Below are 17,535 nucleotides of genomic sequence, written 5' to 3'. Positions count from 1 at the left end.
CAGGGGCAGCGGCGAGGAGAGCACGCGGCAACCGCGAGAGCGGAGAAGAGGAGAAGAAGGGGGAAACAGAAACGGCCGGAGCCCCCGCACAGTGGGCTCCGGCCGTTTCGTCCGACCTGTCCGTGGCAGGTCAGAGCGCGAGTCCGGTGAGAACCAGCACGCGCTCGTAGGTGTAGTCCTCCATCGCGAACCGCACGCCTTCGCGGCCCACGCCGGACTGCTTGGCGCCGCCGTACGGCATCTGGTCGGCGCGGTAGGACGGGACGTCGCCGATCACCACGCCGCCGACCTCCAGGGCGCGGTGGGCGCGGAAGGCGACCTGCAGGTCGTGGGTGAACACGCCCGCCTGGAGGCCGTACTTGGAGTCGTTGACCGCGGCGAAGGCCTCGGCCTCGCCGTCCACCTTCTGCACGGTGAGGACGGGCCCGAAGACCTCCTCGCAGGCGAGGGTGGTGTCCGCGGGCACGTCGGTGAGGACGGTCGGCGCGTAGGAGGCGCCGTCGCGGTCGCCACCGGTGAGGAGCGTGGCACCGGCCTCGACGGCCTCCTTGACCCACGCCTCGACGCGCTTGGCGGCGTCCTCGCTGACCAGCGGGCCGACGTCCGTCTTGGCGTCGCTCGGGTCACCGGTGACCTGGGCCTCCACGGCGGCGACGATGCGCGGCAGCAGACGGTCGTAGACGGAGGCGTCCGCGATGACCCGCTGCACGGAGATGCAGGACTGGCCGCCCTGGTAGTTGGAGAAGGTCGCGATGCGGGTCGCGGCCCAGTCCAGGTCGGCGTCGGAGGCGAAGTCGCCGAGCACGACCGCCGCTCCGTTGCCGCCCAGCTCCAGCGTGCAGTGCTTGCGCGGCACCGAGTCCATGATCGCGTAGCCGACCTTCTCGGAACCGGTGAAGGAGATGACCGGCAGGCGCTCGTCCTGGACGAGGGCGGGCATCTTGTCGTTGGCGACCGGGAGGATCGACCAGGAGCCGGCGGGCAGGTCGGTCTCGGCGAGCAGGTCGCCGAGGATCAGGCCGGACAGCGGGGTGGCCGGGGCCGGCTTGAGGATGATCGGGGCACCGGCGGCGATCGCCGGGGCGACCTTGTGGGCGCACAGGTTCAGCGGGAAGTTGAACGGCGCGATGCCGAGCACGACGCCCTTCGGGAAGCGGCGGGTGAGCGCCAGCCGGCCCTGGCCGCCGGCGTCGGTGTCGAGGCGCTGGGCCTCGCCGCCGTTGAACCGCCGGGCCTCTTCGGCGGCGAACCGGAACACGGAGACGGCGCGGCCGACTTCGCCGCGGGCCCACTTGATCGGCTTGCCGTTCTCGGCGGAGATCAGCTGGGCGATCTCCTCGGTGCGCTCGGCCAGCCGCTTGCTGACGTGGTCCAGCGCGGCGGCGCGCACGTGCGCCGGGGTGGCGGCGAACTCGTCCCGCACGGCGTACGCGGCGGCCACGGCCTCCTCGACCTGGGCGTCGGTCGGCACACTGACCTTGCCGACGAGCCGGCCGTCCCACGGGGAGGTGACGTCGAAGGTGTCCTCGCCGGTGACCTGGCGGCCGGCGAGCCAGAAGGCGTGGGTGGCCCCCACATTCTTTTCCTGGGGCATGTCGTGAGTCCCGGCCCTTCCGCGTTGGGGGGTGTTCTTTCGGTCCGCTGTCCACGGTAGGGCGGGGGCGGCCGGGGGTCGTTTGTCCGAGTCGTAGCAGTCGGGGTGGGGGGTGTGCCGGAATGGCGGGGTCACTGCCGGCGCTCGGGCAGTGCGGGCGCCCCCGGGGTGGTCACTCCGTCGACGTCGCCTTCAGGGCGAGCCACAGCTCCATCCGCACGTCGGGGTCGTCCAGGGAACGGCCCAGGATCTCCTCGACCCGCCGCATCCGGTAGCGCAGGGTGTGCCGGTGGACACCGAGGTCCGCCGCGGCCGCGTCCCACTGCCCGTGCCGCGACAGCCACGCCCGCAGGGAGGCGACCAGATCGCCCCGCCCCGTCGCATCATGCTCGTGCAGCGCCCGCAGCAGCCCGTCGGCGAACGCCTTCACCGCGTCGTCGGCCAGCAGCGGCAGTACGGACCCGGCGGCCAGCTGCTCGTGTTCCACCAGCACGCGCCCCCGCCGCCGGGCCACGGACAGCGCCTGCTCGGCCTGCTTGTAGGCGGCCGCCGCGGCGATCGGCCCGGCCGGCGCGGACAGTCCGACGACCAGCTCGTCCTCGTCGGCCGCGGACTGCTCGGGCACCGCTCGCGCCGCCTCCAGCGCCGCCGCGTACCGCGTACAGGCGGCCACCGCCGCGCCGCCGTCGGCGGCCAGCACCACGAGCCGCTCACCTTCGGGCACGATCAGCACGGCCTCGCCGGATCGTGCGGCGGCTGACTCCACGGTCTCCGTCAGCCCGCCCAGCGGGTCACCGCCGGTGCCGGCGGCGGCGAGAGCGGCGGCCGGGGACGCCTGCTGGGCGGCACCGGGCACTCGCGGGTGAGCGTGAGCATGGGCGTGTGCGTGTGCGTCCGCGTGCGCCCGTGCGGCCGAGCCGGACACCGACTCGGCGACGATCATCCGGAACGGCGCGTCGAGCAACCCGCCGTACAGGTCCCCGGCGACGGCCCGGGCGTGGTCGGGCTGCCCGGCGAGCAGCATGCGCAGCACCGCCGTACCGATGCGCTGCTCGGCCGCGTGCAGGGAGCGGGAGCGTTCGGTAACGAGAGTGAGCAGGGCGATGGCGGAGTGGACGGCGTACCGTTCGGCGGTGCCGAGGGCTGCGGCCGTACCGACGGCGAGCGCGGCGCGCGGCCGCCGCCCGGTGCCCAGGGAGTGCAGCTCGACCCGGTCCTCGTGATCGGGCCCGCCGACCACGGAGGAGGCCGGGGCCGGCCGCTCCCGCAGCCGCTCGACCTCGGCGGTCAGCCGGGCGGCCCGCCGGCCGGCCCACTCGGGCGCGGCGGCGACGACGGCGCCGGAGGCGTCGTACAGCGCCGCCCAGCCGTCGACCTGCCCGGCGAGCGCGCCGAGCAGCCCCTCGGGCCCGGCGTTGAGGGCCTGCTTCGTCAGCTCGCGCTGCGCGGCGAACCCTGCCGTGACGGCCCGGTACTGGTCGGCGGCGATGGCGGCGGACACGGCCTTGCTGATGGCGAGGAAGGGGGTGCGGCGGGGTACCTCCAGCAGGGGCAGCCCTTCCGCCCGCGCGGCCTCGACGAGCGCCTCGGGAATCTCTTCGTAGTTCACCCCGACGGCGAACCCGAGCCCGACGACACCGGCCCCCACCAGGCGCTTCACATACCGCCGCATGGCCTCCGGGTTCTCCGCGTCCAGCTTGAGCGCGGTGATCAGCAGCAGCTCGCCGCCCTCCATGTACGGCACGGGGTCGGCCAGCTCGCTGACGTGGGCCCAGCGGACGGGCACGTCGAGTCGGTCCTCGCCCGCGCGTACGGTCAGTTTGAGCGCGGAGTGGTGGACGAGCGAGGCGAGGGTCGGGGGCATGGGGCCTTCACGGTGAGGAGATCGGGTGCTCTTTCGATGATCTTTCGCTGATCTCTTGGCCGCAACGTATGAACGGCCTACGCCGATTCTGCCTCACCGTACGGTCCCCCGGTGCCCCCTCACCCCCGCAGATCCACCAACAACGGCGGCGCATGCTCCCCGCGCACACTCGTCAACGACAACACGGCATGCCCCGCAGGCACCCCATGAGCCAACTCGGAAGCCGACCAGCGCTCCCGCTCCACCTGGCGGACGGTGACGGCCTCGGTGGTCACCGCCTTGCCGGTCACCAGCTTGCGCAGGGCATGGATGGCGCGTGTCATCGGTTGATCCGCGAACACGGTATGCCGGGCCACGTCCCGGGTCTCCACCCACTCTGTGCCCCAGGCTTCCGCGAACCTGCCACCGTCCCATGTGGTCACCCCGGAGAACGCCATACGGCAGCCGACGGCCGCGTACAGCGGCCCGTGCAGTGCCTCGGGCACGTCGCCGACCGTTCGCAGGGTGAGCACCACGGCCGCGTTGCAGGAACGCAAGCGCTGGATGCGGCGGACGGAATCAGCCGTCACCGCACCGGTGGCGTCGTCCAGGACGAGGCAGGCGAAGTGGGCCCGCTCGCCTGCCGACACCACAGCGCCGAACTGGGCGAGCAGCAGCCGGGTGACGATCCGGGACGCCTCTTCGTGTCCGCGGTCGGGCAGGTCGATACGAACGCGGAGCGGGTGATGGGCGACGGCGCGCAGGGAGAACGGCCGAGCGCTCCCGCCGTCCCCGCCGAAGAACTCGGCGAACGCCGGCCGGTCGAGCACCGCGAGCCGGTCGGCGAGGACCGGTCCGGGATCGCCCGCAGTGCCCGACTGCCGGGCTCGTGCGTCGAGTTCCCGGCGCATCGCGGTGTGCTCGTCCCCGGCGAGTGCACCGCGCAGCGCCATAAGGGCCGAGGATTCGCCCTCCAGCAGTTCCCGGAGCACGGGCAGCGTCGGGAAGCGTCCGTGGACCGCCCGATAGGGGCCGAGGAGCTGGGCGAGCGCGGTGACCGCCCGCTGACCGCTGACGGAGTCCAGGTCGCCGGCCAGCCCCTCCGCCAGAAAGACGGCCGCCTCGTCGGGGTCGTCGGAGTCCGCGTACGGGTCGAGGTCGTGCACGGACGCCGGGTCGCCGAGGCGTACGACCACGTCGTAGGCCGAGTCGGGGCCGAGCGGGGTGCCGGCCGCACACACGGCGACCACGGCGCACCGCCCGGCGAGCGCCTGCAGGCCGAGCGACTCGACGACGGGCCGGATCAGGTGGCGCGTCTTGCCGGAGCCCGAGGGCCCGACGGCCAGCAGTGAGGTGCCCAGGGTGTCCGGCGCGAGAGCAGCTCCGGCGCCGCCGTAGGCGAGCGGGGTGCGGTCCCCCGCTACCCACTGCCCGATGCGCACCTGTCCGGCGAGCAGATCATGCCGAGCGGCCCGGCCGGGCAGGTCACGGTGGCCGGACGGGTGTGTCCAGGCGGCGGCGCCCTCGCGCAGCACTGTGTCGGCGAACGAGGAAACGCGAGCCCGGGCCCGTGCCACGCTCCACATGTGACCGATCCTGGCGCAATCCACGTCGTTCATCCGGCCGGCGTCGACCTCGGCGGCGAGCACGTCCGCAGCCTGGTGCTGGCCGGCCTCACGCAGGTCCGGCCACTGCGACGGCCGCCGGTCGACGGCCGGCTGCGGGGCCTCGGCCGTCCTGGCCCGCGCCCGCGCGGCCAGCGCCTCCTTCGCGAGGGGCCACCAGCCGCCGACCCGGGCGAACGGCCACAGCACCAGCAGGGTGATGAGCGCGTAGAGCCCGTCCGTGACCGGCTGCGACGCGAACACTCCGTAGTCGCCGCCGTTGACCAGGACGATCAGGGAGAACAACGGATCCTGAACAGGCAGGGCATTCCAGCCGAGGCCGAACCAGCTCGGGAAGACGAACGCCAGCGCAACCAGCGCACCGAGGGCGGCGGCGAGAGCGCGAGCGGGTTGCTCGCGCCGGGTGACGACATGCCGGATGATCTCGGGCCAGCTGCCCAGGCGCGCCATGGCGTAGATGAGGATCCCGAAGAACACACCGTCGGCAACCGTCTTGACCTCGGCGCCCTGGTAGCCCTTGGGGGACGTGGTGCCACTCCACCACCAGTCGTCGGGGGTGAGCAGCTTGAGAACGGTCCACTGATAGGGGAGCGTGCCGTGCCGCCACAGTGACCACAGAAGCAGTCCTGCCGCCAGGGGGACGACGAAGCCGACGATGGTCACGGGGGCCAGTCGCTGCCCCTGACGGGCCGCCTTGGGCAGACGGTAGCCGTAGCGCCAGATGCCGGGCTCGACGGCCGGGCGCGGCTCGTCGAGCCACTCGGCGACGGGCGAGCGGGGTTGCGTCGGGTGGGGAGCGGGCCCAGGTGGCATGGCCGGCGGCAGGTCCGGTGCATGCGCCGGCCGTGGCGGCACGGCGGGGACATCGTATGGCGGAGCCGCGCCGTCGTACGGCGTCGCGGGCCCGTTCCGGGGTGTCCCCGGTACATCCCTCGGGTCCGCCGGGCGAGGTACCGGATGCGCATGCGTGCCGCGTGCGTCCCGTGTGCCGTCGCTGTCCATCGCCCTTGCCCCCTGACCAGCCGCTCCGTCCACCATCAGCGAGCCAATCTAATGCCACGGCAAGGGGAGTTCACCGCTTACGCGGCCGGGAGTGCCCGCCGACCGGGCGTACCCGGGCCACGCGGCTATGTCCACGGCGGACAACCGGAGCGGCCGACAACGCCCACATGGAGCATGCCCACCCCCCACTCCCGGCCCTAGCCTGCGAAGAAAGATAGGTAAGCGGCTGAAAACGCACCGCCCGGAATCGTCCGGGACCGCCCGGTACGCAGATCAACGCAAGATCAATCAGGGAGCCCCCCATGACCGCACTTCCGCAGGAGCGCCGCGTCGTCACCGCCATCCCCGGCCCGAAGTCGCAGGAGCTGCAGGCCCGCCGTACCGCCGTGGTCGCGCAGGGTGTGGGCTCCGTGCTGCCCGTCTTCACCGCGCGCGCGGGCGGCGGGATCATCGAGGACGTCGACGGCAACCGGCTCATCGACTTCGGGTCCGGTATCGCCGTGACCAGCGTCGGCGCGTCCGCCGAGGCCGTGGTGCGGCGGGCCTCCGCCCAGCTCGCGGACTTCACCCACACCTGTTTCATGGTCACCCCCTACGAGGGCTACGTGGAGGTCGCGGAGGCGCTGGCCGAGCTGACCCCGGGTGACCACGCCAAGAAGTCCGCGCTGTTCAACTCCGGCGCCGAGGCCGTCGAGAACGCCGTCAAGATCGCTCGCGCCTACACCAAGCGGCAGGCCGTCGTCGTGTTCGACCACGGATACCACGGTCGGACCAACCTGACGATGGCGCTGACGGCGAAGAACATGCCGTACAAGCACGGCTTCGGGCCGTTCGCGCCCGAGGTGTACCGGGTGCCGGTGGCGTACGGCTACCGCTGGCCGACCGGGGCGGAGAACGCCGGTCCCGAGGCCGCCAAGCAGGCCATCGACCAGATGTCCAAGCAGGTCGGCGCGGACAACATCGCCGCGATCATCATCGAGCCGGTGCTCGGTGAGGGCGGCTTCATCGAGCCGGCCAAGGGCTTCCTGCCGGAGATCGTGAAGTTCGCCAACGACAACGGCATCGTGTTCGTGGCCGATGAGATCCAGTCCGGGTTCTGCCGGACCGGTCAGTGGTTCGCCTGTGAGGACGAGGGCATCGTCCCCGACCTCATCACCACCGCCAAGGGCATCGCCGGTGGCCTTCCGCTCGCCGCCGTCACCGGGCGCGCCGAGATCATGGACGCCGCGCACGCCGGTGGCCTGGGTGGTACGTACGGCGGCAACCCCGTCGCCTGTGCGGGTGCGCTCGGTGCCATCGAGACCATGAAGGAGCTCGACCTCAACGGCAAGGCCAAGCGCATCGAGGAGATCATGAAGGGTCGCCTCACCGCCATGGCCGAGAAGTTCGACGTCATCGGTGACGTGCGTGGGCGTGGCGCGATGATCGCCATCGAGCTGGTCAAGGACCGCGCCACCAAGGAGCCGAACCCCGAGGCCACCGCCGCGCTCGCCAAGGCCTGCCACGCCGAGGGCCTGCTGGTCCTGACCTGTGGCACCTACGGCAACGTGCTGCGCTTCCTGCCCCCGCTGGTGATCGGCGAGGACCTCCTGAGCGAGGGTCTCGACATCATCGAGCAGGCCTTTTCGCGCATCTGAGCGAGAGGTCCGCACGGGTGACGGGGTCCTACGGCAGGCCGTGTGAAGAAGGTGTGCGAGGTGGATGACGGGACGCGATTCCGTCTGCCCAAGCGCCTTCGCCTGCCGTAGGTTCTACCCAGATGAGAGATACACCCCGCCCACAGGGGACTGTGGGCGATTTCAGGCCGAGGCCTCCCCAGCTTCGACCTGGTCGTGCCCTCGCGCACACAACCGGCGCCTGACGGCTCCGGGATCTCCTCACCGATCGGACGGTCGCCGCCCCAAACCCCCCGGGGCGCGCGACGTTCCGATCCGGACGGCCGCCTCGGAACGCCCCCCCCTGTTCCGGGGCGGCCGACCTCCTTCTCGCCGAGCCCGTCTGTCAAGCTGAGCGTCGTGTCGACCGCAGTCCGCCGCGCCCCGCTCCTCGGCCTCCCGGCCGTCCTCTTCGCAATCATCACCTGGCAGGTGGCCGGCCACGGCCCGCTGCTGCACCTGGACGCCCTCCTCAGCCGGGCCCTCGTCCATCCGGACCGGTCCTCCGAGCTTCTCTCGGACCTCGGGAACATCCAGGTCGCCGTCCCGGCGCTGGTCCTGGCCCTCGGGTTCGCGGCCTGGCGGGGGCGTGCCGCCGGTGCGGGCCGGTGGTGGCTGCCGCCGCTCGCCGCGGCCCTCCTGATGGCACTGGTCCCCGCGGTCGTCGTACCGCTCAAGGACTGGACCGCACGGCCGGGGACCCCGGCGATGCCCCCCGGGGCGGGGTACTTCCCCTCCGGTCACACGGCCACGGCGGCCGTCGCCTACGGCTCCGCGACCCTGCTCCTGCTCCCCTGGCTGCGCTCCGCGGCCGCCCGCCGCACCATGGTGGCCGGCTGCGCGGCCCTCGTCCTCGGGGTGTCGTACGGCCTGGTCCGCCGCGGCTATCACTGGCCGCTGGACGTGGTGGCCAGCTGGTGCCTGTCCACCGTGCTGCTGACCGCCCTCGCCCTGTTCGCCGGCCTCGCCGGCCCGGGCAGGACGACGGCCGGGTCCCGTGGGGCGCGCACGAGCCGCGGTCCGTCCACGCCGTCAGGAGGTCACGGGTCCTGCGACCCCGGCGAACTCGGTGCCGGGACACCTCCCGTGCCCTGACCGTCCCGCTCCCCGCCCCTGACCTGCCCTGCCGCCGCCTCGTGCATCGCCAGCTCCAGCAGCGCCGGGTCGGTCAGCGTGCCCGAGCCGTCCGGCGGCACCAGCCAGCGCACGCCCTGGGCGGCCCGGCCCGGATACGGCACGACGATCCAGGTGCCGGGTCCCGCGGTGCGGATGCCGGTGCCGAGCCAGCGGGCCGCGGTGCCCGGGGGTACGAAGAACCCGACCCGGTTGTCACCGAAGTCGGCGAGCACCGGGCCGGGCTGGTCGAGGACCCGGGTGAGCACGTCCAGGGTCGGACAGCCGAGGTCACCCGGCAGGATCAGCACGTCCCAGGCCCTGCCGGCGGGCAGCAGCGCGACACCGAGGGGATGGCGCTCCCATGCCCAGCGGCAGGCCTCGGGATCCGGCGCGACCGATACCAGCCACTCGACGGCCGTCTTCGCCCCAGTCATGAGAAGGCCTCCCTCTTCTCTCGCCCGACCGTCGTCGTGCGGTCGTGTCAGGAGGAGAGAGGGAAGCCTCCCGGGAGCATTACGCGGGTTTCGCGACCCCCTTCAAGTGATCTGGATCACATGTGACGGGGCTCAGCTGTCGAAGCCCAGGCCCAGCCGGTCCATCGTCCGCAGCCACAGGTTGCGTCGGCCGCCGTGCGCGTCCGCGCGGGCCAGGGACCACTTGGTGAGCGCGATCCCGGTCCAGGCGAACGGCTCGGGCGGGAACGGCAGCGGCTTCCTGCGCACCATCTCCAGCTCCGTCCGCTCCGTGCGCTCCCCGTCGAGCAGGTCCAGCATCACGTCCGCGCCGAAGCGGGTCGCCCCCACGCCCAGGCCCGTGTAGCCCGCCGCGTAGGCGACCCTCCCCTGGTGTGCCGTGCCGAAGAACGCCGAGAAGCGCGAGCAGGTGTCGATCGCGCCGCCCCAGGCGTGGGTGAAGCGGACGCCCTCCAGCTGCGGGAAACAGGTGAAGAAGTGGCCCGCGAGCTTGGCGTACGTCTCCGGCCGGTCGTCGTACTCGGCGCGGACCCGGCCGCCGTAGTGGTGGATCGCGTCGTAGCCGCCCCAGAGGATGCGGTTGTCGGCGGACAGGCGGAAGTAGTGGAACTGGTTGGCCGAGTCGCCGAGGCCCTGTCTGTTCTTCCAGCCGATCTCGGAGAGCTGGTCGGCGGTCAGCGGCTCGGTCATCAGCGCGTAGTCGTAGACCGGGACGGTGTACGAGCGCACGCGGCGCAGCAGGCTCGGGAAGATGTTGGTGCCCAGGGCGACCCGTCGGGCGCGGACCGCGCCGTACGGGGTGCGTACGGCCATCCCGGCGCCGTACTGCTTCAGGGTCAGGGCGGGTGTGTGCTCGTAGATCCGCACCCCGAGCTTCAGGCAGGCCTTCTTCAGGCCCCAGACGAGCTTCGCGGGGTGCAGCATGGCCACGCCCCGGCGGTCCCACAGGCCGGCCTCGAAGGTGGGCGAGTTCACCTGCTCGCGTACGGCGTCGGCGTCCAGGAACTCGATGCCGTCGGCGAGGCCCTTCTCCTCCAGTTCCCGGTGCCAGTCCTTCAGTTCCCAGGCCTGGTAGGTCTCGGTGGCGACATCGATCTCGCCGGTGCGCTCGAAGTCGCAGTCGATGCCGTGCCGGGCGATCGCGGCCTCGATCTCGTCGAGGTTGCGCCGGCCCAGCTCCTCCAGTGTGTGGATCTCGTCGGGCCAGCGGGTGAGGCCGTTGGGCAGGCCGTGCGTGAGGGAGGCGGCGCAGAAGCCGCCGTTGCGGCCGGAGGCGGCCCAGCCCACCTCGCGGCCTTCCAGCAGCACCACATCGCGCTGCGGGTCGCGCTCCTTGGCGTTCAGCGCGGTCCACAGCCCGCTGTAGCCGCCGCCGACGACCAGCAGGTCGCAGGTGTCGGTGCCGGTGAGGGCGGGCTCGGCGTGGGGCTTGCCGGGGTCTTCCAGCCAGTACGGGACCGGCTGGGCTTCGGAGAGAGAGGAGATCCAGTTGTCTTTGCCACGGCTCATGGCGCTTGGGGCCATGATTTCAACTCCCTACAGAGGACGTGCTGAAAAGGCCTATGCCTTTTGCTTGTTCCGGCGATTGCTGATGACCATCGAGGTCAGGACGAAGAGCACGGCCACCAGGAACATGGCCGTACCGATGACGTTGATCTGGACGGGCGTGCCGCGCTGCGCCGAACCCCACACGAACATCGGGAAGGTGACGGTCGAGCCCGCGTTGAAGTTCGTGATGATGAAGTCGTCGAAGGAGAGCGCGAACGACAGCAGCGCGCCCGCGGCGATGCCCGGTGCCGCGATCGGCAGGGTGACCCGCAGGAAGGTCTGCACGGGGCCGGCGTACAGGTCCCGGGCGGCCTCCTCCAGACGCGGGTCCATCGACATCACGCGCGCCTTGACCGCGGTGACGACGAAGCTGAGGCAGAACATGATGTGCGCGATCAGGATCGTGTAGAAGCCGAGTTGCGCACCCATGTTGAGGAACAGGGTGAGCAGCGAGGCGGCCATGACGACCTCGGGCATCGCCATCGGCAGGAAGATCAGCGAGTTCACGGCGCCGCGGGCGCGGAAGCGGTAGCGGACCAGCGCGAAGGCGATCATCGTGCCGAGCAGGGTGGCGCCGATGGTCGCCCACACGGCGATCTGGAGGCTGATGGACAGCGAGCCGCACATGTCGGCGACGCCGCACGGCTGCTTCCAGGCGTCCAGCGAGAACTGCTGCCACTCGTAGTTGAAGCGTCCCTTCGGCTTGTTGAAGGAGAACACCGTGACGATGACGTTCGGCAGCAGCAGGTACGCGAGCGTGAGAAGTCCCGCGATGACGACGAGTTGGCGCTTGAGCCAGGTGACGAAGGGCATTTAGACCAGATCCTCCGTCCCGGACCGGCGGATGTAGATCGTGACCATGGCCAGGATGGCGGCCATGAGGATGAAGGACAGGGCCGCGGCCGTCGGGTAGTCCAGGATCCGCAGGAACTGCGTCTGGATGACGTTGCCGATCATGCGGGTGTCGGTGGAGCCGAGGAGTTCGGCGTTGACGTAGTCACCGGCCGCGGGAATGAAGGTCAGCAGGGTGCCGGAGACCACACCCGGCATCGACAGCGGGAAGGTGACCTTGCGGAAGGTGGTCCACGGCCTGGCGTACAGGTCGCCGGCCGCCTCGTGCAGCCGTCCGTCGATCCGCTCCAGCGAGGTGTAGAGGGGGAGGATCATGAACGGGAGGAAGTTGTACGTCAGGCCGCAGACGACGGCCAGTGGCGTGGCCAGGACGCGGTCGCCGGCCGTCCAGCCGAGCCAGTTGGTGAGGTCCAGGACGTGCAGCGAGTTCAGGGCGTGCACGACCGGGCTGTCGTCGGCGAGGATCGTCTTCCAGGCCAGGGTGCGGATCAGGAAGCTGGTGAAGAACGGCGCGATCACCAGGATCATGATCAGGTTCCGCCAGCGGCCCGCGCGGAAGGCGATCAGGTAGGCCAGCGGGTAGCCGAGCAGCAGGCAGCCCACGGTCGCGGCGGCGGCGTAGAGGACGGACCGCAGGAACTGCGGCCAGTATTCGCTGAGCGCGTCCCAGTAGGTCACGAAGTGCCAGGTGACCTTGTAGCCGCTCTCCAGGGAGCCGGTCTGCACGGACGTGGAGGCCTGGTAGATCATCGGCAGCGCGAAGAAGACGATCAGCCAGAGCATGCCCGGCAGCAGCAGCCAGTACGGGGTGAACCGGCCGCGCTTGCGCGGGGGCTTCTTCTCCGGCGCGGTGGGCGCGAGAGGCGGGGGCGCCTCGGTGAGGGTGGACATCAGGCGGCCGCCTCTTCCTCGGTGCCCGCGTCGATGTCCTGAGCGGCGTCCAGGCCGAAGGTGTGCGCCGGGCTCCAGTGCAGGACGACGTCGGCGCCGGGCACGAGCCGGCCGTCGCGCTCGACGTTCTGGACGTACACCGACAGTTCGTCGCAGACCGGGCTGTCGATCACGTACTGGGTGGAGACGCCGATGAAGCTGGCGTCGGCGATCTTGCCGGTGAGGCGGTTGCGGCCCACCGGGATCTGCCCCGCGTCGTCGGCGTGCGTGAGGGAGATCTTCTCGGGGCGGATGCCGACCAGCACCTTGCCGCCGGCCGTCGTCGGGGCGGAACATCGCGCCTCGGGCAGCACCAGCTTGCCGCCGGCCGCCTTGAGCACGATGTCGTCGCCGTTCTTGGTGTCGACCTCGGCCTCGATGAGGTTGGAGGTGCCGAGGAAGTTCGCGACGAAGGTGGTCTTCGGGTTCTCGTAGAGGTCGGTCGGCGAGCCGAGCTGTTCGACGCGGCCGGCGTTCATCACGGCGACGGTGTCGGCCATGGTCATGGCCTCCTCCTGGTCGTGCGTGACGTGCACGAAGGTGATGCCGACCTCGGTCTGGATGCGCTTGAGCTCCAGTTGCATCTGGCGGCGCAGCTTGAGGTCGAGGGCGCCGAGCGGCTCGTCGAGCAGGAGCACCTTGGGGTGGTTGATGAGCGCGCGGGCGACGGCCACACGCTGCTGCTGGCCGCCCGAGAGCTGGTGCGGCTTCTTGCGGGCCTGCTCGCCGAGCTGGACCAGCTCCAGCATCTCCTCGACCTGCTTCTTCACGCTCTTGATGCCGCGCCGGCGCAGACCGAAGGCGACGTTCTCGAAGATGTCGAGGTGCGGGAAGAGGGCGTAGGACTGGAAGACCGTGTTGACCGGCCGTTTGTACGGCGGCAGGTGGGTGACGTCCTGGTCGCCGAGGCGCACGGTCCCGGAGGAAGGTTCCTCCAGGCCGGCGATCATGCGCAGGGTGGTGGTCTTGCCGCAGCCGGAGGCGCCGAGCAGGGCGAAGAAGGAGCCCTGCGGCACGGTCAGGTCCAGCGGGTGTACGGCGGTGAAGCCGTTGTCGTAGGTCTTGGAGATACCGGAGAGGCGGACGTCGCCGCTGTTGTCTGGTGTCGTCATCGTCGTCACGCCCCTGTGAGCTTCGAGAACTTCTGCTGGTAGGCCGTCTCTTCCTTCGAGCTCAGGGAGCGGAAGGCATGGGACCTGGCCTGCATCGCCTTGTCGGGAATGATCAGTGCGTTGTTCGCCGCCGACTTGTCGATCTTCGCAAGGTAGGGCTTCACATCCGCGACGGGGCTCACGTAGTTGATGTACGCGGCGAGCTCGGCGGCCGGCTCCGGCTCGTAGAAGTAGTCGATGAGCCGCTCGGCGTTCGTCTTGTGACGTGCCTTGTTCGGGATCAGCATGTTGTCGGTCGACGTCATGTAGCCGCTGTCGGGGACGACATAGCCGACGTCCGGGCTGTCCGCCTGGAGCTGGACGACGTCACCGGCCCAGGCGATACAGGCCGCGAAGTCGCCCTTGGTGAGGTCGGAGGTGTAGTCGTTGCCGGTGAACCGGCGGATCTGGCCCTTGTCGACGGCCTTCTGGAGGCGGGCGACGACCGCGTCGAAGTCGTCGTCGGTGAACTTCGCCGGGTCCTTGCCCATGTCGAGCATGGTCATGCCGATGCTGTCGCGCATCTCGGTGAGGAAACCGACGCGGCCCTTGAGCCTGGGGTTGTCGAGCAGGTCGGAGACCGACTTCACCTCGATGCCGTCGAGTGCCTTCTTGTTGTAGGCGATGACGGTGGAGATGCCCTGCCAGGGGTACGAGTAGGCGCGGCCCGGGTCCCAGTCGGGGGCGCGGAACTGGTCCGACAGGTTGGCGAAGGCATGCGGCAGGTTGGCCGGGTCCAGTTTCTGGACGTACCCGAGGCGGATCATGCGGGCGGCCAGCCAGTCGGTGAGGACGATGAGGTCACGGCCGGTGTCCTGGCCCGCGGCGAGCTGCGGCTGGATCTTGCCGAAGAACTCGTCGTTGTCGTTGATGTCCTCGGTGTACCTGACCTGGATGCCGGTCCGCCGGGCGAACCCGTCGAGCGTGGGATGGCGCTTGCCCTTGTCGTCCACGTCGATGTACTCGGGCCAGTTGGAGAAGTTGACGACCTTCTCCTTGGCCGAGTGGTCGTCGGCGGGGACACCGCCCTGCGTCTTGGTCGCCGCGGGGATGCCGCAGGCGCTCAGCGCGCCGAGTCCGCCGGCCGCGAGCGCACCGCCCGCGGAGGCCCGCAACAGCGACCGGCGGGTCATCGCGGCCCGGCCGTCGCGCAGACTGCGCCGCATCGCGGCGACTTCGACCGGTGTCAGGCGGTCGGGCTCGTACTGCTCCATGCGCGTGGTGCCCTTTCCGAGGGTTGGGGTGGTCGGCCTGGTCGGGGCCGGGTCGTCACACCCGGCAGCAGCCGGCTGCGTGTGGGGTGCCCGGCTCGCGCCGGGCGACGGCTGCTACCGGTCCCCGAAGATCGTGCGGTGCCAGTCCTTGCGGGCGACCGCCGTGTTGTCGAACATTACGTGCTTGACCTGGGTGTACTCCTCGAAGGAGTACGCCGACATGTCCTTGCCGAAGCCGGACGCCTTGAAGCCGCCGTGCGGCATCTCGCTGATGATCGGGATGTGGTCGTTGATCCACACGCAGCCCGCCTTGATCTCACGGGTGCAGCGGTTGGCGCGGTAGACGTTCGTGCTCCACGCGGAGGCGGCGAGGCCGTAGGGGGTGTCGTTGGCCAGCCGGATGCCCTCATCATCACTGTCGAACGGCAGCACGACCAGCACGGGGCCGAAGATCTCGGACTGCACGATCTCGCTGTCCTGGGCCGCGTCCGCGATCAGGGTCGGCCGGTAGTAGGCGCCGTTCTCCAGATCGCCCTTAGGCGCCTCACCGCCGGTCACCACGCGCGCGTAGGCACGCGCACGGTCCACGAAGGCGGCGACCCGGTCCCGCTGGGCGTGCGAGATGAGCGGACCGAGGTCGGTGCCGGCGGCGAACGGGTCGCCGAGCCGCACCGTCTCCATCAGGGCCGCCGTCTGCTCCACGAACGCCTCGTACAGCGGTCGCTGCACATAGGCGCGCGTGGCGGCCGTGCAGTCCTGTCCGGTGTTGATGAGCGCACCGGCGACGGCCCCGTGGACGGCTGCCTCCAGGTCGGCGTCGTCGAAGACCACGAAGGGCGCCTTGCCGCCCAGCTCCAGATGGAGCCGCTTGACGGTGGCGGTGGCGACCTCGGCGACGCGCTTGCCGACGGCGGTGGACCCGGTGAAGGAGGTCATGGCGACGTCGGGGTGGCCGACCAGGTGCTCCCCCGCCTCCCTGCCGGTCCCGGTGACGATATTGATCACACCGTCGGGGATGCCGGCGTCCGTGGCGGCCTCGGCGAAGAGCAGCGAGGTGAGCGGGGTCAGCTCGGCCGGCTTCAGCACGACGGTGTTGCCGGCGGCGATCGCCGGCAGGATCTTCCAGGCGGCCATCTGGAGCGGGTAGTTCCAGGGTGCGATGGACCCGACGACGCCGATCGGCTCGCGCCGGACGTACGACGTGTGGTCGCCCGAGTACTCGCCGGCGGACTGTCCCTGCAGGTGCCGGGCGGCGCCCGCGAAGAAGGCGGTGTTGTCGATGGTCCCCGGTACGTCGAACTCGCGGGTCAGCTTGAGGGGCTTGCCGCACTGCAGCGACTCGGCGCGGGCGAAGTCCTCGGCGCGCTCGGCGAGCACGGCGGCGAACCGGTGCAGGGCGTCGGAGCGTTCGCCCGGGGTCGCCGAGGACCAGGCCGGGAACGCCTCGCGGGCGGCGGCGACGGCCGCGTCGACGTCGTCGGGGCCGGCCAGCTCGTAGGTGTACACCTCCTCGCCGGTGGCGGGGTCGATCACGGCGTGGGTGCGGCCCGAAGTGCCCTTGGTCAGCCGGCCGGCGATGAACTGCGCGCCGGCGGCGAATCGCTCCTCGGCGGGAAATCGTTCCGGGGTGGCGGTGCCCGGGTTGTGCATGTCGCTCTCCTCCGCCGTTCGCCCCGTCCCGGGGGGCGGGTGGCGTAGCTCCAGCTCGATTTGAGTGCCGATCCTGACAGAGGAGGTGGACTCCAACAAGTGATTCCGTTGTTGCCTTTTGGTTACGCGACGGAATCTGTCGACCAGGTGTCGAGTCCGGAGGGAAAAGGGCGGACGGAGTGTCAGTGGCGCGTGCCAGACTCGGGTGCATGGGGAAGATCGACGGGGTGGAAGCCCTGATCAGGGAGGTCCGGGCAGGGGCCCGGATCAAGTATCTGCACTTCTGGGGGCACCGGCCGCGGCCGGACGGCCGGATCGGCCCGAGCTGTCTGAGTCAGTGGTGGCCGTCACCTTTCACGGTGGACGGGGTGGAATACGCGACGGCCGAGCACTGGATGATGGCCGGCAAGGCGCGGCTGTTCGGGGACGCGGAGGCGGAGCGCCGGGTGCTGGCCGCGGAGCATCCTGCTCAGGCCAAGAAGGCGGGGCGGCTGGTCCGTGGCTTCGACGAGGCGCTGTGGGAGCGGGAGCGCTTCCGGATCGTGGTCGAGGGCAGTGTCCACAAGTTCGCGTCGGACGACGACCTGCGCATGTTCCTGCTGGGCACGGGCGAGCGGGTGCTGGTGGAGGCGAGCCCCCTGGACCGCATATGGGGCATCGGTCTCGCGGCGGACGACGAGGCGGCCTCGGATCCGGAGCGGTGGCGGGGGCCGAACCTGCTGGGCTTTGCGCTGATGGAGGCGCGTGAGCGGTTGTCGGGAGCGGGGGCCTGAGCGGGAAAAGCCGAGGGGCTCTGCGCGGGCGGGAGCCGAGGGGGTCTGCGCGGGCGGGAGCCGAGGGATGTGAGAGGGCGGAAGCCGAGGGGGCCGGCCCGATGCCCAG

The 17,535-nt window shown here is 71.0% G+C and carries 13 protein-coding genes; 3 read left to right on the top strand and 10 right to left on the bottom strand.

Annotation, left to right across the window (positions count from 1 at the left end; genetic code table 11):
* Positions 1–130: 130 nt before the first annotated feature.
* The 3 genes from ACIGXP_RS22805 to ACIGXP_RS22795 form a co-directional block, all read right to left on the bottom strand.
* On the bottom strand, positions 131–1,576 hold the full coding sequence (locus tag ACIGXP_RS22805) for an aldehyde dehydrogenase family protein (RefSeq protein ID WP_399770918.1): 1,446 nt from the start codon (positions 1,574–1,576) through the stop codon (positions 131–133).
* Between the two features lie 190 nt (positions 1,577–1,766).
* The gene (locus tag ACIGXP_RS22800; RefSeq protein WP_399770916.1) at positions 1,767–3,458 is read right to left on the bottom strand and encodes a PucR family transcriptional regulator; all 1,692 of its coding nucleotides are present in this window, start codon (positions 3,456–3,458) and stop codon (positions 1,767–1,769) included.
* Between the two features lie 119 nt (positions 3,459–3,577).
* Positions 3,578–6,064 (bottom strand): ATP/GTP-binding protein, encoded by a 2,487-nt coding sequence (locus tag ACIGXP_RS22795; RefSeq protein ID WP_399770913.1) that lies wholly within the window; start codon positions 6,062–6,064, stop codon positions 3,578–3,580.
* 302 nt (positions 6,065–6,366) lie between these two features.
* On the opposite strand from ACIGXP_RS22795, the gene gabT reads away from it, so the two are divergent.
* Together gabT and ACIGXP_RS22785 are read left to right on the top strand one after the other, a co-directional pair.
* Positions 6,367–7,701 (top strand): 4-aminobutyrate--2-oxoglutarate transaminase, encoded by a 1,335-nt coding sequence (gene gabT / locus ACIGXP_RS22790; RefSeq protein ID WP_363218120.1) that lies wholly within the window; start codon positions 6,367–6,369, stop codon positions 7,699–7,701.
* A gap of 378 nt (positions 7,702–8,079) precedes the next feature.
* On the top strand, positions 8,080–8,814 hold the full coding sequence (locus tag ACIGXP_RS22785) for a phosphatase PAP2 family protein (RefSeq protein WP_399770910.1): 735 nt from the start codon (positions 8,080–8,082) through the stop codon (positions 8,812–8,814).
* On the opposite strand, the gene ACIGXP_RS22780 is transcribed toward ACIGXP_RS22785, so the two are convergent.
* From ACIGXP_RS22780 to ACIGXP_RS22750, 7 genes are all read right to left on the bottom strand, one after another.
* Entirely contained in the window at positions 8,760–9,269 is a 510-nt protein-coding gene (locus tag ACIGXP_RS22780) for a hypothetical protein (protein ID WP_399770907.1), read from the bottom strand. The two genes, ACIGXP_RS22785 and ACIGXP_RS22780, sit on opposite strands and share 55 nt — an antisense overlap.
* Positions 9,270–9,401: 132 nt before the next feature.
* Complete coding sequence (locus tag ACIGXP_RS22775; RefSeq protein ID WP_399770904.1) at positions 9,402–10,832, bottom strand: NAD(P)/FAD-dependent oxidoreductase; 1,431 nt, start codon at positions 10,830–10,832, stop codon at positions 9,402–9,404.
* Positions 10,833–10,868: 36 nt separating this feature from the next.
* The gene (locus ACIGXP_RS22770; protein WP_363218116.1) at positions 10,869–11,669 is read right to left on the bottom strand and encodes an ABC transporter permease; all 801 of its coding nucleotides are present in this window, start codon (positions 11,667–11,669) and stop codon (positions 10,869–10,871) included.
* A complete protein-coding gene (locus ACIGXP_RS22765; RefSeq protein WP_399770902.1) occupies positions 11,670–12,599 on the bottom strand; it encodes an ABC transporter permease in 930 nt (309 codons plus the stop codon).
* Positions 12,599–13,750: an ABC transporter ATP-binding protein gene (locus ACIGXP_RS22760; RefSeq protein WP_399770899.1), complete on the bottom strand. Its 1,152-nt coding sequence runs from the start codon at positions 13,748–13,750 to the stop codon at positions 12,599–12,601. The genes ACIGXP_RS22765 and ACIGXP_RS22760 overlap by 1 nt, the downstream gene beginning before the upstream one ends.
* Positions 13,751–13,755: 5 nt before the next feature.
* Positions 13,756–15,003 (bottom strand): PotD/PotF family extracellular solute-binding protein, encoded by a 1,248-nt coding sequence (locus ACIGXP_RS22755; protein WP_399770895.1) that lies wholly within the window; start codon positions 15,001–15,003, stop codon positions 13,756–13,758.
* A 114-nt stretch (positions 15,004–15,117) separates the two neighbouring features.
* Complete coding sequence (locus tag ACIGXP_RS22750) at positions 15,118–16,653, bottom strand: gamma-aminobutyraldehyde dehydrogenase (RefSeq protein ID WP_399770893.1); 1,536 nt, start codon at positions 16,651–16,653, stop codon at positions 15,118–15,120.
* 209 nt (positions 16,654–16,862) lie between these two features.
* On the opposite strand from ACIGXP_RS22750, the gene ACIGXP_RS22745 reads away from it, so the two are divergent.
* On the top strand, positions 16,863–17,426 hold the full coding sequence (locus ACIGXP_RS22745) for an NADAR family protein (protein ID WP_363218111.1): 564 nt from the start codon (positions 16,863–16,865) through the stop codon (positions 17,424–17,426).
* Positions 17,427–17,535: the final 109 nt, after the last annotated feature.

The sequence above is a fragment of the Streptomyces sp. NPDC053069 genome (assembly GCF_044546895.1).
Classification (GTDB): Bacteria; Actinomycetota; Actinomycetes; order Streptomycetales; family Streptomycetaceae; genus Streptomyces.
This window is presented reverse-complemented; position numbering and strand designations above follow the sequence as displayed.